The following is a 14,517-nucleotide window of genomic DNA, read 5'->3' on the forward strand; positions in this document are numbered from 1 at the left end:
TAGCTCATCGCCCTGCGCGCCGGCCTCCAAAACCTGTTGCCGCTGGTTCGCCTCCGGCCCCCCCGGCTCGCCCCGGACCGCCGCCGGCCCGCCACCGCCCGTGGGGCCGCGGGCCTGCGGCGTGAGTGGAGGCGGCCGGCTCGGTTACTCGATGACGAGTTCGACGTCTATGTTGCCGCGGGTGGCCTTGGAGTACGGGCAGTAGGCGTGCGTGGCCTCGACCAGCCGACGTCCGGTCTCGCCCTCGAGAGCCTCCGGCAGCTCGACGCGCATGACCACCGCGAGGCCGAAGCCCGTGTCGTCCTTGCCGATCGACACCTCGGCCGTCACGGAGACGTCCTTGGTGTCGAGCTTCATCTCGCGGCCGACCGCGCTCATCGCGCTGGCGAAGCAGGCCGCGTATCCGGCGGCGAACAGCTGCTCCGGGTTCGTGCCCTTCCCGTTACCCCCGAGGGCGGGCGGCAGGGCGAGGCCGAGGTCGATCTGGCCGTCCGAACTCACTGCCCGGCCTTCGCGGCCGTTCGCGGTGGCGACAGCGGTGTACAGCGCGTCCATGGGATGACCTTCTCTCGTACGACGGCGACCGCGGGCCGGTCGCCTCCAAGAGAATTGCACATAACTTAATTGCGCACAACCCAATGACGGGCAGCAGGTTACTCTGGACTCATGACGCCACCGCCGATCCCCGCTCCCGACCTGACGGACCTGCCGGACTCCGAGCTCCTCCGGCTGGACCACCAGGTCTGCTTCTCGCTCCAGGCAGCCTCGCGCGCCTTCGGCGGCGTCTATCGCGAAGCGCTCAAGGAGCTCGGCCTCACCTACCCCCAGTACCTCGCGATGATGGTCCTGTGGGAGCACGGCCCGCTCCCGGTCAAGACGATCGGTGAGCGGCTGCACCTGGATTCCGGAACGCTGTCCCCGCTGCTCAAGAGGCTGGAAGCGGCCGGACTCGTCAGACGCGAACGCAGCCCGGAGGACGAACGGTCGGTCACCGTCCACCTCACGGAGGCGGGAACCGGGCTGCGCGAGCGCGCGCTGCCCGTCCCGCGCACGATCCTCGGAGCCACGGGCATGTCGGTCCAGGAGATCCTCGCCCTGCAGGAGACTCTCGGACGGCTCACGGCATCCCTGAGCCGGAACGACTGAGCTCGCTCGTCTCCCTCGCACCCGAACCGCAGCGGTCGCAGGACCCTGCCCGCCGAAATAGGATGCACGTACTTACGCACCGCGGAGCGGCCCATGAACCGGCGTCGAACTCCCAGATCAGCGAGCGCCGAGGACCTGCTCAGCACACTGCAGCACCTGACTGCCCGTGCCCGGCAGGAGGTCGAGCTGCATCGGGCGCGGGTCGAGCTGGCCGGTGCCCTGCAGCGCAAGATGCTGCCTGCTGCGCTGCCCTCGCTGCCGGGCCTTCAGATCGCCGCCCGATACGCTCCCGCCCGCGACGGGCTGGACATCGGCGGCGACTGGTACGACGCGTTCCTGCTCCCCGACGGTTCGCTCGGACTGGCCATAGGCGATGTCCAGGGCCACGACGTCGAAGCGGCGGCCTTCATGGGGCAGATACGGATCGCCATGCGCGCCATCGCCATCACGGCGTCTGATCCGGGCGAGGTCATGGGCCGGACGAACGACCTGATTCTCTCGGTGGACTCCACTCTCTTCGCCACCTGCTCGTTCTTCCGGCTGGACCCTGTGACCGGGGACCTCCAGAGCGCGCGGGCGGGTCATGTGGCCAGTGTGTGGGCCACCGCCGACGGACGGTCGGGGATCACGGCGGACGCGGGAGGGCTCCCGCTGGGTATCGACGCCCAGCAGCACTATCCGGTCACGCGGCGCACGCTGGCCGCCGACGGATCCCTCGTCCTGGTCACCGACGGGGTCGTCGAAGGGCCTTCGCTGTCGATCGGGGACGGTCTGGAGCGGGTCAGGCGGCTGGTGAGTTCCCATGCCGGGGCCACGGCCGAGGAACTGGCCGACAGGGTGCTCCGGGCAGGGACACTCACCGGCCACGAGGACGATGTGGCCGTCCTCGTGCTGCGGCACGAGCCTCCCCCGCCGGGCGCCAGGTGACGTAGGGGTCGGGCCGCGCGTGTCACGGCCGCCTGCTCCCACGGGCGGTGTCTGATGAGATGCGTGATCCGCAGCGAGGAAACGAGACGTCGGACCCTGCTCGGCCTGCAGATGGCGGGCATCGCGGCTGCCTACTACGCGTCCGGACAGCTCGGTCTGTTCAGGCAGGTGACCGTCAACAGCGCCGTGGTCTCGCCGCTCTGGCCCCCCACGGGCATCGCTGTGGCCGCCCTGCTGTACCTGGGTATCCGGGTCTGGCCGGCGATCGCGGTCGGATCGCTGCTCAGCGTCCTCTCGATCAGCGGCGAACTCAGCCTCTCGAGCGTCGGCATCGCGGCAGGCAGCACGCTGGCCCCCGTGTGCTCCTGTCTCACCCTTCGCGCGGTGGGTTTCCGCAACGAACTGGACCGCCTGCGCGACGGTGTCGCCCTCGTCTTCCTGGGAGCGATGGGCAGCATGCTCATCAGTGCGACCGTCGGTGCCGGAATCCTGCTGCTCAACGGCAATCTGCCGTCGGGGAAGTTCTGGCCCGTCTGGTCGGCCTGGTGGGCCGGCGACGCCATGGGGGTCCTCATGGTCACTCCGCTGCTGCTCGTCCTGCGAACGGCTCGCCTGCCGCAACGTGGTGATCGGTGGGCGGAGCCCGTGGCGCTGGCGGTGGTCACGGTGGTGCTGGCAGTGGTCGCCACCAGGAGTCCGCTGTCCATGATCTACCTCGTGTTCCCGCCGCTCGTCTGGGCAGCGCTGCGCTTCCAGCTGGCAGGCAGCGCCCCGTGCGTTCTCCTGGTCTCCGTCATGGCGATCATTTCCGGAACCGACCGGGTGGGGCCGTTCGAATCCCACTCCTGGCTCGAGATCATGCTCAACCTCGCGGTCCTCAACGGCTGCGTGGCGCTCACCGCCCTGCTCCTGGCGGCGATCGTCACGGAGCACAAGAACATCCGCCACGAGACGGAACTGGCGTGCGATGAGCTCGCCGCCCTGGTGGAGGAGCTCGCACCACATCCGGTGCGGCGCCGCGGAGCGGCCGGGCCGGAGGAAGGGCCCGGCTCGCTCTGACCCCCTTGGGGGCGTCCGCTCGTTCTCAGCCGGTCTCGCCGATGTCGGTGGAGGTGCCGCTGCCCGTACGGGGGAAGTGGTACGCGAGGAACTCGTTGCGGAAGGTACCTGTGGGGTCGAACCGGTGAGCGAGCCGCTCGAAATCGGCGTAGTGGCCGTACAGGGTGCGCAGCGTCCCCGGAGGGGTGGTGAACACCTTGCCCCAGTGCGGCCGGGCCCCGAACGGGGCCAGAGCCTCCTCGATCGCCGCCAGGACGGGTGTGACCGCTGCCGTGTCGGGCACCCAGGTGAAGTGGAAGGCCACGGAGTCGGTGCCCTGGGCGGGGCTCAGCCACAGGTCGTCGGCGGCCACCGTGCGGATCTCAGAGATCTGCAGAAGCGGTGCGATGCGCTCCCGGATGCGGTCCAGGGCCTCGTAGGCCGCGACCGCGTCCTGCCGGGCGACGAAGTACTCCGACTGGAGTTCCTCGCCGTTGCTCGGGGTGAATTCGAGCCGGAAGTGGGGAAGCCGGGCGTGCCAGGGGCCGGGGTCGCCCTGCTGGGGCGTGCAGTGCTTCGCCGGCATGCCGGGTACGGGATGGCGCGGCCCGTCCGCGAGCGTCGCACCGAGCCACTGGGGCGGCGCCGTACGGTGTCCGTCCCCGGTCACCCGCTGCTTGAGCCACACCTGGTCGATCGGTCCGTCCCGCCAGCGGGTGAAGAGGCTCACGCTGTAGGCCTCGGCCATCACGTCGTCGAAGCGGCCGAGCAGGTGTTCCGCGGGCAGCCCCTCGTACACCCATTGCTGAATGTCGAACGCGGGCACGAGGTCCAGGGTCACAGTGGTCACGATCCCCAGCGCGCCGAGGGAGACCACGGCGCCCGCGAAGTCGGGGTCCCCCCTGCGCAGCGTCTCCACGCTGCCGTCCGCCGTGACAAGCTCCAGCGCACGCACCGCACCCGCGAGGGAACGGTTGCCCACGCCGGAGCCGTGGGTGCCCGTCGCGCAGGCGCCCGCGACCGAGATGTGGGGCAGCGATCCCAGGTTGTGCAGGGCGAATCCGCTTCGGTGCAGCGTCTCGGTCAGTTCGCCGAAGCGCAGCCCCGCGCTCACCGTCGCGGTACCGGCCTTCCTGTCGATCTCGATCGACCGGGGCAGCCCCGCCACGGATATCAGGTCGCCCTCGGTATCGGCGACCGTGTTGAAGGAATGGCCGGTGCCCAGCGCCCCTACCGCACTCCCGGCGGCGACGATGCTCCGGAGCTCGGCCACCGTGGCCGGCGTGTGCAGCTTCCGCGCCCCGAAAGTGATGTTCCCTGCCCAGTTGCGCCGCGGGAGAGTGCCCGCCGTCCCGGGGTCCGACGAATGATCGATCATGACTCGGGAGCTTACGCTCCACCCGTCCGCCCCGGCCCGGAGCCGCCTCCGGCTCAGGCCTTGCGTGCGACGCCGCTGACCGCGTGGCTCTGCGGGGAGTCCAGCCTGTCCTGACCGGGGTCCGGGCGCCAGGCCGACGTCCTGACGATGCCCGGCTCGACCACGTCCAGCCCGTGGAAGAACTCGGCGATGCGTGCGGGACTGCGCAGGTGGTAGGAGCTCGCCGAGTTCGCGTTGTATGCCTCGATGGCACTGTTCAGCGAGTCGCTCGTGTCGGTGCCGTCGGCGAGCGCCAGATAGCTCCCGGACGGCAGCCCCGCCAGCAGGCGGTCGACGAGCGCCCACGGGTCCTCGTCGTCAGGCAGCTGGCCCATGATGCCGAGCAGGGTGAGACCGATCGGCCGGCCGGGATCCAGGGTCCGGGCAGCCTCTTCGAGGATGTGGTCCGTGTCGCGCACATCGGCGTCGATGTACGCGCAGGCGCCTTCGGGGGTACTGGTCAGCAGCGCTCTGGCGTGCGTCAGGACGAGTGGGTCGTTGTCGACGTACACGATGCGGGACTCGGGAGCGATCCACTGGGCGACCTCATGCGTGTTGTTCGCCGTGGGCAGCCCCGTCCCGATGTCGAGGAACTGGCGGACTCCGGCCTCGCCGGCCAGGAAGCGGACCGCGCGGGCCAGGAAGGCGCGCTGGTCACGGGCGATGCCCGCGATGTCGGGAAACATCCGCAGGATCATCTCGCCCACCGCAGCGTCGGCCGGGTAGTTGTCCTTGCCTCCGAGCAGGTAATTCCATACACGGGCGGAGTGCGGCCGGTCCGCATGCAGGTCGGCCGGCGGCTGTCCGGGAATGCTCATGGCGAAAGCCTCACACACTGCACCTTCGGGACACCGCTACGGCAGGGAGTGAACGACCGGAGCGCTCCTCAGTAGGGCAGGGTCCGCCCGGACGGGGTGCGCAGGTCCAGCGGGGGCGGCCCCGTGGGGGGTGGCGGACGACGGACGATCTGGATGCGGCCCACTGCCACCACCTCCTCCTGGTAACCCGGTATGTGCCCACCCGGGAGCTCTTCACACGTCCGGACCGGATCCTGGCGTGTGAAGAGCGTCCGGGCGTCGCCCGCGGATGCGGCCGCCGCGATGTGCGGTGACCCTTGATGGGAGGGGGACGCCGACCGGAGGAGACCAGCCATGTCCGCACTGGACAAGATCAAGAAGATGTTGAAGGGGCACGAGGACCAGGCCGGCAAGGGCGTCGACAAGGCGGGTGACATGGTCGACGACAAGACCCAGGGGAAGTACCGCGGTCAGGTCGACACCGGCCAGGACAAGCTCAAGCAGCAGCTCGGCGCCGACCGTGACAAGGACAACCCGCCCCGTACCTGACATAAGAACGCCGGCTGCCTGGCCGGCCTCTTCCGTACCGCTCATCTCCGCACGCCGGACCGGGTGACACCTTCGTGCCACCGCGGCCCGGCGTGCGGTGTGCCGGGCCGCGGCGGCACGGTGCGGGGAGAAGCTCGCAAGACCGGGCCGGGAATTCCTGTTATCGTCCCCGCCGCACGCCGTCTCCCGAGTGTGGGCAGTGACGGAACAGGATCCCGGAAGAGTGAGCACACCATGGGCGAGGCACGCGAGACGGCGTTGATCAAGGCGGCGCAAAAGGGGGACCAGCAGGCGCAGGACCAACTCGTCGCGTCGTACCTGCCGCTGGTCTACAACATCGTCGGCCGTGCTCTGAACGGCCACGCGGACGTCGACGACGTCGTGCAGGAGAGTGTGCTGCGCATGCTCGACGGCCTCCCCTCGCTCCGCTCCCCGGGGAGCTTCCGGTCGTGGTTCGTGGCCATCACCATGAACCAGATCCGGGGGCACTGGCGTGAGCGAAGAACCGGGGACATATCCGCCGACCGGATGGACGACGCGTACGACCTCGTCGATCCCGGGGCCGATTTCGTCGAGCTGACCATCGTCCGCCTCGGCCTGACCGGACAGCGGCGTGAGGCCGCCGAGGCCACTCGCTGGCTGGACGAGGACGATCGCGCGTTGCTCTCGCTGTGGTGGCTGGAGACGGCCGGCGAGTTGTCCCGGGCCGAGGTCGCCGCTGCGCTCGACCTCTCCCCGCAGCACACCGCGGTGCGTGTACAGCGGATGAAGGCCCAGCTGGAAGGGGCCAGGGTGGTCGTGCGCGCGCTGGCCGCCCGCCCGCGCTGCATCCTGCTGCAGGACCTCACCGCCGGATGGGACGGGGTGCCGTCCGCGCTCTGGCGCAAGCGCATGGCCCGCCACGCGCGTGAGTGCACCGTGTGCTCGGGGCACGGGTCGGGCATGGTGCCGGCGGAGGGCCTGCTGGTGGGCCTGGCTCTCGTACCCCTGGCAGCGTCCGCCGCCGGTGCGGGAGCGTCCGCGGCCGGCAGGGACATCCTCCCGGTGGCCGAAGCCACGCACCTGTCCGGTCCGGGGCGCGCCGAGCGGCGGCGGAGTCAGGTGCGGCGCCGCCGTCGCACCACCGTGCTGGCGGGGCTGGTGGCGGTGACGGTCCTGGGCGGCGGAGGCGCCGCGGTGCACCTCTACACGGACGGGGACGACGAAGGTCCGGCGACGGCGGTCGCGCCTCAGTCCGGCTCCGCCCCCTCGCTGTCCGCGCCGGAGTCCCTGTCCGCTTCGCCGTCCTCCGCATCGCCCTCTCCGTCGCCGTCCCGGACGAAGAAGAAGACCGCCTCCCCCACCCCCAAGGCCGCTCCGAGCACGCGTGCGCCGTCCTCGAAGCCGCCGGCCGCACCGGCTCCGAAGCCCGCGGACCCACCGCCGTCCTCGGCCGCCGACGAGGTCACGGCGCTGGTCAACGCCGAGCGCGCGAAGGAGGGCTGTTCAGCGGTCCGCAGCAACAGCAAACTGGCGACGGCCGCGTCGCGGCACTCCGCCGACATGGTGTCGCGCGACTACTTCTCGCACACCTCCCCCGACGGCACAGACCCGGGCGACCGCATCACGGCGGCGGGTTACCGCTGGAGCACGTACGGCGAGAACATCGCGAAGGGGCAGAGCTCTCCGGCCGCGGTGATGGACTCCTGGATGAACAGCCCCGGCCACCGGGCGAACATCCTCAACTGCGCGTTCAAGGAGATCGGGGTCGGACGTGTGGACTCGTCCGGCGGCCCTGTGTGGACGCAGAACTTCGGAGCCGCCCTGTGACGTCGCGCGTCCGGCAGGCCGTCATATTGCGGAAACGAGCAGGTAGCACCCCCTCCACGTAAAGGATCTACGCTGGGGAGGCGCCCAGGCCGAAGGTGTCCGCCGGCGATCTGATGATCCCCCTGCGCGGACAGGAGCCCGGTGTTCACACCTGCTTTTCTCTCCACCGTCCCTCCCCTCCCTCCGTGGCTCGCCCATGTGCTGCGGGCGCAGCGCGGGCCGGTCCCGTGGAACGCGGTGCTGCGGGGGTCCCTGGCCGGGGCCCCGCTGCTCGCGGCGGTTCTCGCCGATCGGCCGACGGCGGGGATCCCGGCAGCGCTGGGGGCGATGCTGGCCGGGATCAACGACCGTCCGGGCAGCCGGCGCGCCGCGCTCTCCCGGCTCGGGATCCCCGCGCTCGCGGGATCGGCCGGTCTACTGCTCGGCACCATGACCGCGGCCGCCGCCGGAGCCGGTCCGTCCGTGGTCGTTCTGCCGCTTCTGCTCGGGGTGCTGGGGCTGATCGCGGGAGCGGTCAGCTCGACGGGTCCGGTCGCGTCCGCGTGCGGTACGCAGCTGCTGGTGGCGGCTGTGATCGGGGCCGGCATGCCGTTGCCCGAGCCTGGTCCGCAGCGTGCCCTGCTGTTCCTGGCGGGTGCGGGATGGCTCATCCTGCTCCGTCTGGTCCTGCCCTCCCCCGTCCGGCCCGGCGGCGGCCCGTACCGGCTCGACGGGGAGCGGGAGGCGGTTGCCGCCGTGTACGGGGCCGTGGCCGGGCTCCTGGAGGCGGCCGGCGGACGGCGGGCTCTCGCGCGGCGCGCCGCGCTCAGTGCGGCCCTCGACCACGCGCAGGACGCGCTGACGGGGCCGAGGCTCCGTCGGCGGGCGAGTTCGGCGGCCGAGCGCAGGCTGCACGCGCAGTACGCCGCGGCGCTGCCGCTCGCCGAAGCGGCGACCGCGCTGGCCTGGGCGGGGGTTTCGCTGCCCGCCGGAATCGTGGACGGTCCGCGCCGGCTGGCCGACGCGGTGCGTACGGGCGGCTCCTGCGGGCCGCTGTCGGCCCCGGCACGTACCGATGCCGCGCTGCGGGCTCTGGACGATGCCATCCTGCGGGCCGCAACGGCCTTCGACTGCCCCGCGGGTGCGCCGGTGCGCACCCGGAAGGGGCGTTCCTACCTCTCCGCCGTGAGCGGGGCGTGGAGTGCCGCGGGACGTGAGTACGGGGTACGGGTCGCGCTCTGCTGCGTGGCGAGCACGGTCGTGGCGCAGGCTCTGCATCACGAGCACTGGTACTGGCTGCCCGCCACGACCGTGTTCCTGGTCAAGCCCGATCTGGGACCGCTGGTGTCGCGGGTGGTGTGCAGGGCCGTGGGGACCGTCGCCGGTGCCGCTGTCTTCGGTGTGGTGGCCCTGCTGCTGCCCGGCCCCTTCACCCTGGTCGGAGTGGTCGCGCTCTGCGGTGCGCTGCTTCCCGTCGCCACCCGGCATTTCGCGGTGCAGACAGCGGTGGTGACGGTGCTCGTGCTCGCGCTCGTCCTGCTGGGCGGAGAACCGCCGGCGGCCTGGGGCCGCGTCGTGGAGTCCCTCCTCGCCTGCGCCACGGTGCTGCTCGTCGGACACCTCCCGCTGCCCGGCAGTCGGGGTCACCGGGTCCGCGCGGCACTCGACAGTGCGGTGGGCGCGGCGCACCGGTACCTGCGGCACGTACTGGGTGCCCCGGAGGACCGCCACGGGCGGGACGCGCTGCGGCGCGACGCCTACCGGTCGCTGGCCGCGGCGCGCGCGGCCATCGACCTGTCGGCGGCCGAACTTCCGGCGGTGGCCCGGCACACGGCCGGATCCGGGGACGTGGCGAGTGCCCTGGAGCAGCTCATCGACACGACGACGGCCTGCGCCGTGCAGTTGGGGCACCATGCCGACGAACTTCCCGCCTCGCACGCCGAGCAGCTCGCCGCGCAGCTGTCCGCGCTCGACCGGGCGTGGCCCGCGCCGCGCCCGGTGGTTCCTGCCGCCTGATCGACGGTCGCGAGCCGCGGCGCCCGACGGCCGTGCCGGGAGCAGTCGGCGTCCGCTCATTCCCCGGTGGAGCCGTCGATCCGCTCCCTGAGCAGGTCGGCATGACCGTTGTGCCGGGCGTACTCCTCGATCATGTGGGTGAGGATGTACCGGAGCGAGAACAGCTCGTCGCGCCACTTGACGGTGGCGTCGAGCGACCCGGCGGCGTCGACGATCTCGCGGGACCGCGCGCAGGCGGTGCGCCAGACGGTGAACGCCTCGACGGGGTCGGCCTCATGGCTGTCGAACTCGGCGAAGGTGCCGTTGACGGTGCCCGGCCAGTAGGCCCCGGGATCCTCGCCGTTCCAGACGGCCTGGAACCATATTCGCTCGACCTCGGCGGTGTGCCGGACCAGTCCGATGAGGGAGAGGCCTGACGGGGCGACGGCCTTGTGCCGCAGCTGGTTCGCCGTCAGACCGGCGCACTTCAGTTCCAGCGTCTCGCGCTGGTACTGCAGGAAGCCGGTGAGTGACGTGCGGTCGTCAGCCGTTCTGGAGGGTTCGGTACGCCGGTGATCGTTCATCCCGGCATCCTGTCAGGGGCCCGGCCTGACCCGTTCGAGTTTCTCGGCCGGCTCGTAGGATGCGGACCATGATCGCCGAACTGCAGTGTGTGGTGCTGGACTGCCCGGATCCCGTCGTGCTCGCCGATTTCTACGCGGCCGTGCTGGGCGGCAACGTGAATCAGCCCGATCCTCGATGGGAGAACGACGAGAGCTGGGCGACCGTCCATGCACCTGCCGGGTTCGTGCTCGCGTTCCAGCGGGTCGAGCCGTACCGCCCGCCGCGGTGGCCGGATCCCGAGCACCCGCAGCAGTCACATCTGGACTTCGGCGTCCCCGACCTGGATCGCGCCCAGGAGCAGGTGCTCGCGCTCGGCGCGACCGTGCTGGACGATCGGCCCGCCTCACGGAGTTGGCGCGTCTTCGCCGATCCGGCGGGGCATCCGTTCTGTCTGGTGCGTGACTGACCGCGGCCGGCCGTCGCCCCGGGTTCCGCGCCGAGCGCCCGGGGCAACGGCCGGCCGCGGTTCACCGGCTGATCAGTGTGAGGGCCGTGCAGGTACCGCTCGCCGCGCCGACGGCCAGCACGGACGCTGCCACGCAGCGTGCCCTGAGCCGCTCGTACCGTGCGGTGTACTCACCGCGGAGCTCGCCGGCGCGGTCGGCGATTCTCAGGAGTGACTGCCGGGAGAGGGCCACCCGGTCGGCGACGTAGACGCGTTCGACGTCCTCCAGCTGGGCGGTCGTCAGCCAGGGCAGCTGCTCGGTGAAGCGGGAGGCCCCTCGGCGGGCCTCCTCGACCTCGGCGTTCCACAGCAGGTAGCCCTCCATCTGGGCAAGGCCCCGGGCACTGTCCTTGTCCGGTTCCACGCGGTCCTCCTTTCGTCCGGCCGTCGTTCGGGCCCCGTCTCACGCCTGCTTGTCCCCGGGCGCCACCGTCTTCGAGTCCGCGGGGCGGTTGACCACTTCTTCGAGCGCGCGGACAGCGGGGTGGTGCAGGTCGAACGCCGGGGATTCGGAACGGATCCGCGGCAGCGTGAGGAAGTTGTGCCGCGGAGGCGGGCAGGACGTCGCCCATTCGAGCGAACGGCCGTAGCCCCACGGGTCGTCGACCTCGACCTTCTTGCCGTACTTGGCGGTCTTCCACACGTTGTAGAGGAAGGGCAGCACCGACAGGCCGAGCAGGAAGGAGGCGATCGTCGAGATGGTGTTGAGCGCGGTGAAGCCGTCCGCCGCGAGGTAGTCCGCGTACCGACGGGGCATACCTTCAGCGCCGAGCCAGTGCTGCACCAGGAACGTGCCGTGGAAGCCCACGAACAGCGTCCAGAAGCACATCTTCCCTAGCCGTTCGTCCAGCATCTTTCCGGTGAACTTCGGCCACCAGAAGTGGAATCCGGCGAACATCGCGAAGACCACGGTGCCGAACACGACGTAGTGGAAGTGCGCCACCACGAAGTACGAGTCGGAGACGTGGAAGTCCAGGGGCGGCGACGCCAGGATGACGCCCGTGAGGCCGCCGAAGAGGAAGGTGACGAGGAACCCGACCGACCAGAGCATCGGTGTCTCGAAGGAAAGCGACCCCTTCCACATCGTGCCGATCCAGTTGAAGAACTTCACACCGGTCGGTACCGCGATGAGGAATGTCATGAACGAGAAGAACGGCAGGAGCACACCGCCGGTGACGTACATGTGGTGCGCCCACACCGTCGCGGAGAGACCGGCGATGGAAATCGTCGCCGCGATGAGGCCGATGTAGCCGAACATCGGCTTCCGGCTGAACACCGGGAAGATCTCGGAGACGATTCCGAAGAACGGCAGAGCGATGATGTACACCTCTGGATGGCCGAAGAACCAGAAGAGGTGCTGCCAGAGCAATGCGCCGCCATTGGCCGCGTCGAAGATGTGCGCACCGAATTTCCTGTCGACCTCGAGGGCGAGCAGGGCTCCCGCCAGGACGGGGAAGGCCAGCAGGACCAGAACACCGGTGAGAAGTACGTTCCATACGAAGATCGGCATGCGGAACATCGTCATGCCGGGGGCGCGCATGCAGATGATCGTGGTGATGAAGTTGACCGAGCCGAGGATCGTGCCGAAGCCGGAGAAGGCCAGGCCCATGATCCACATGTCGGCGCCGATTCCGGGCGAGAAGACCGCATCGGTGAGCGGGGAGTAGGCGAACCAGCCGAAGTCGGCCGCGCCCTGCGGGGTGAGGAAACCGGCCACGGCGATGATCGAGCCGAAGAGGTACAGCCAGTACGCGAACATGTTCAGTCGCGGGAACGCCACATCGGGCGCGCCGATCTGCAGCGGCATGATCCAGTTCGCGAACCCGGCGAACAGCGGCGTCGCGAACATCAGCAGCATGATCGTGCCGTGCATCGTGAACGCCTGGTTGAACTGCTCGTTCGACACGATCTGATTACCCGGCCGGGCCAGTTCGGCACGCATCACGAGCGCCAGGACACCGCCGATGAGGAAGAAGGCGAACGACGTGAGCAGGTACATCGTGCCGATCGTCTTGTGGTCGGTGGTGGTCAGCCACTTGATGACCACATTCCCCGGCTGCTTCCGGTGAAGGGGCAACTCGTCCTGAAAGGCGGTATCGGATTCCACCGATTCTGCGGGGCCCCTCGTCGTCACTGCGGCACTCCTTCGGTCGACGGCCGGTTGCGGACTCGGCGACCAGGATGGACTCCCCCGTGGCGGTACCGCGGGACATCCCTGTCCGCACTGCACCTGTGGCTGGCAAAGGACACTCCATTGGCCGACGGCCACGCCACCCTTGTTGACGCACGGACCGCGGGCAGACGGCGGGGACGCCTTTCCGTACGGCCTCCCCCGTCGAGGGCGCTCAGCCCTTGGCCCAGGCCCGCATGGCCGCGCGTGAGGAGAAGTCGGCCACGTTCTTGTCAATCGGCCGGTCGGTGTATTGGTGAATGCGCCAGGACGCCTCGATCCGCGGCTTTCCCGCCGTCACGTAGTCGGCGATCCAGAGACCGTCGCCCGCATACGAGGTCGTGTCGTGATTCAGCCAGAAGGACCGATTGCAGTACAGCAGGACACGGTGGTCGGGCCGCAGACGCTTCACCTCACGGATGAAGCGGTCCTTGTCCCCATTGCTCGCCCGGGTCCCCTCGCCGGTCGTCTCCCAGTCGACGGCGAGCAGATCGCCGGCCTTCTCCGGCGCACCGGCGACGAAGTACGCCGCCTGTTCCTTGACGTCCCCCGGCCACAGGAAGTGGTAGAAGCCCACGACGCACCCGGCTCCTCTGGCGCGTGTCGTCTGGCCGGCGAGGCGCGGATTGATGTACGAACGTCCTTCGGTCGCCTTTATGAAAACGAAGTCCAGACCGTCCGTGTCGAAGGACGTCTGGTGGGAACTGACATCGACGCCGTGCAGCACAGGCGTCACCTCCACATGGGGCATTACGGTTCCGGTTCTCCTCCCATGCGTGCCCGCGTGCACGGGTTCCATCCGCCCACGGCACGCAGAACCGATTCGGTGCGGGCGGAATAGTCGCCGCCCGAACGCGGTTGGTGGTCCCGCGAGACGTTCTCACCCAACGCAGCAGCATCGGAAGGTCGAATCCATGAAGATCGGCATCATCGGGGCCGGCAACATCGGCGGCAACCTGACGCGGCGTCTTACCGAGCTCGGACACGATGTGTCCGTCGCGAACTCTCGCGGACCCGACACTCTCCAGGCGCTCGTCGACGAGACGGGCGCCACCGCGGTCACCGCGGCACAGGCGGCGCGCGACGCCCGGATCGTCGTGGTGACCGTCCCTCTCGGAAGAGTCCCGGACCTGCCCTCCGGGCTCATCGACGGGGCCGCACCAGGCGCGGCTGTCATCGACACCGGCAACTACTACCCGCAGCGTGACGGACGCATCGCCGCCATCGAGGACGGCCTGCCGGAGAGCCGGTGGACCGAACAGCAGATCGACCACCCGGTGATCAAGGCCTTCAACGGCACGTACGCCCAGGACATCCTCGACAGGGGACTCCCCCAGGGGACTCCCGGCCGCCAGGCGCTCCCCGTCTCCGGTGACGACCCGGCCGCCAAGCAGGCGGTACGGGAGCTCATCTCGGAGCTGGGCTTCGACACCGTGGACACCGGCGGGCTGGACGAGTCGTGGCGCCAGCAGCCGGGGACACCTGTCTACGGGAACCGGGGCGACGCGGACGCCATCCTGAAGGCACTGGCGGACGCGTCGCCGGAACGTACCGCGGAGTGGCGCGCCTGAGCCTTCGCCCCGGTCCCGTGCCGCGCTCCCTGATTCGGGGGCGCGGCACG

At 70.1% G+C, this 14,517-nt stretch carries 15 protein-coding genes; 8 read left to right on the plus strand and 7 right to left on the minus strand.

What is annotated here, in order from left to right; translation table 11 throughout:
• Window positions 1-144: 144 nt before the first annotated feature.
• Window positions 145-555: an organic hydroperoxide resistance protein gene (locus tag ACFW9O_RS32085; protein WP_384614216.1), complete on the minus strand. Its 411-nt coding sequence runs from the start codon at window positions 553-555 to the stop codon at window positions 145-147.
• A gap of 111 nt (window positions 556-666) precedes the next feature.
• On the opposite strand from ACFW9O_RS32085, the gene ACFW9O_RS32090 reads away from it, so the two are divergent.
• The 3 genes from ACFW9O_RS32090 to ACFW9O_RS32100 all read left to right on the plus strand — a co-directional run bounded on the left by ACFW9O_RS32090 (window position 667) and on the right by ACFW9O_RS32100 (window position 3,132).
• Window positions 667-1,146 (plus strand): MarR family winged helix-turn-helix transcriptional regulator, encoded by a 480-nt coding sequence (locus ACFW9O_RS32090; RefSeq protein ID WP_384614217.1) that lies wholly within the window; start codon window positions 667-669, stop codon window positions 1,144-1,146.
• 93 nt (window positions 1,147-1,239) lie between these two features.
• Window positions 1,240-2,073 carry a PP2C family protein-serine/threonine phosphatase gene (locus tag ACFW9O_RS32095; protein ID WP_384614219.1) on the plus strand — a complete coding sequence of 278 codons (834 nt, stop codon included), beginning with the start codon at window positions 1,240-1,242 and terminating at the stop codon, window positions 2,071-2,073.
• 63 nt (window positions 2,074-2,136) lie between these two features.
• Window positions 2,137-3,132, plus strand: coding sequence for an MASE1 domain-containing protein (locus ACFW9O_RS32100; protein WP_384614221.1), 996 nt, complete (start codon window positions 2,137-2,139; stop codon window positions 3,130-3,132).
• A gap of 25 nt (window positions 3,133-3,157) precedes the next feature.
• Here ACFW9O_RS32100 and ACFW9O_RS32105 read toward each other — a convergent pair whose 3' ends face one another.
• Together ACFW9O_RS32105 and ACFW9O_RS32110 are read right to left on the minus strand one after the other, a co-directional pair.
• Window positions 3,158-4,489, minus strand: a complete 1,332-nt coding sequence (locus ACFW9O_RS32105) for an FAD-binding protein (RefSeq protein ID WP_384614223.1) — start codon at window positions 4,487-4,489, stop codon at window positions 3,158-3,160.
• Window positions 4,490-4,542: 53 nt separating this feature from the next.
• Window positions 4,543-5,346 carry an SAM-dependent methyltransferase gene (locus tag ACFW9O_RS32110; RefSeq protein WP_384614225.1) on the minus strand — a complete coding sequence of 268 codons (804 nt, stop codon included), beginning with the start codon at window positions 5,344-5,346 and terminating at the stop codon, window positions 4,543-4,545.
• A 333-nt stretch (window positions 5,347-5,679) separates the two neighbouring features.
• Between ACFW9O_RS32110 and ACFW9O_RS32115 the strand changes: the two genes are divergently transcribed.
• The 3 genes from ACFW9O_RS32115 (at window position 5,680) to ACFW9O_RS32125 (ending at window position 9,678) form a co-directional block, all read left to right on the plus strand.
• Window positions 5,680-5,874 carry an antitoxin gene (locus ACFW9O_RS32115; RefSeq protein ID WP_384614227.1) on the plus strand — a complete coding sequence of 65 codons (195 nt, stop codon included), beginning with the start codon at window positions 5,680-5,682 and terminating at the stop codon, window positions 5,872-5,874.
• Between the two features lie 234 nt (window positions 5,875-6,108).
• On the plus strand, window positions 6,109-7,683 hold the full coding sequence (locus ACFW9O_RS32120; protein WP_384614229.1) for a sigma-70 family RNA polymerase sigma factor: 1,575 nt from the start codon (window positions 6,109-6,111) through the stop codon (window positions 7,681-7,683).
• A gap of 141 nt (window positions 7,684-7,824) precedes the next feature.
• Window positions 7,825-9,678 carry an FUSC family protein gene (locus tag ACFW9O_RS32125; RefSeq protein ID WP_384614230.1) on the plus strand — a complete coding sequence of 618 codons (1,854 nt, stop codon included), beginning with the start codon at window positions 7,825-7,827 and terminating at the stop codon, window positions 9,676-9,678.
• Window positions 9,679-9,734: 56 nt separating this feature from the next.
• On the opposite strand, the gene ACFW9O_RS32130 is transcribed toward ACFW9O_RS32125, so the two are convergent.
• Window positions 9,735-10,241, minus strand: coding sequence for a DinB family protein (locus tag ACFW9O_RS32130; protein WP_384614232.1), 507 nt, complete (start codon window positions 10,239-10,241; stop codon window positions 9,735-9,737).
• Between the two features lie 68 nt (window positions 10,242-10,309).
• Between ACFW9O_RS32130 and ACFW9O_RS32135 the strand changes: the two genes are divergently transcribed.
• Window positions 10,310-10,687 carry a VOC family protein gene (locus ACFW9O_RS32135; RefSeq protein WP_384614233.1) on the plus strand — a complete coding sequence of 126 codons (378 nt, stop codon included), beginning with the start codon at window positions 10,310-10,312 and terminating at the stop codon, window positions 10,685-10,687.
• Between the two features lie 61 nt (window positions 10,688-10,748).
• Here ACFW9O_RS32135 and ACFW9O_RS32140 read toward each other — a convergent pair whose 3' ends face one another.
• The 3 genes from ACFW9O_RS32140 to ACFW9O_RS32150 form a co-directional block, all read right to left on the minus strand.
• Window positions 10,749-11,090 carry a hypothetical protein gene (locus tag ACFW9O_RS32140; protein ID WP_351182347.1) on the minus strand — a complete coding sequence of 114 codons (342 nt, stop codon included), beginning with the start codon at window positions 11,088-11,090 and terminating at the stop codon, window positions 10,749-10,751.
• Between the two features lie 39 nt (window positions 11,091-11,129).
• Window positions 11,130-12,860, minus strand: coding sequence for a cytochrome c oxidase subunit I (gene ctaD, locus ACFW9O_RS32145; protein ID WP_384614235.1), 1,731 nt, complete (start codon window positions 12,858-12,860; stop codon window positions 11,130-11,132).
• A gap of 211 nt (window positions 12,861-13,071) precedes the next feature.
• The gene (locus ACFW9O_RS32150; RefSeq protein WP_384614237.1) at window positions 13,072-13,623 is read right to left on the minus strand and encodes a glycoside hydrolase family 25 protein; all 552 of its coding nucleotides are present in this window, start codon (window positions 13,621-13,623) and stop codon (window positions 13,072-13,074) included.
• Here ACFW9O_RS32150 and ACFW9O_RS32155 point away from each other — a divergent pair.
• On the plus strand, window positions 13,553-14,467 hold the full coding sequence (locus tag ACFW9O_RS32155; RefSeq protein ID WP_384614239.1) for an NADPH-dependent F420 reductase: 915 nt from the start codon (window positions 13,553-13,555) through the stop codon (window positions 14,465-14,467). The two genes, ACFW9O_RS32150 and ACFW9O_RS32155, sit on opposite strands and share 71 nt — an antisense overlap.
• Window positions 14,468-14,517: the final 50 nt, after the last annotated feature.

Origin of the sequence: Streptomyces sp. NPDC059499 (assembly GCF_042749285.1) — a bacterium.
Classification (GTDB): Bacteria; Actinomycetota; Actinomycetes; order Streptomycetales; family Streptomycetaceae; genus Streptomyces.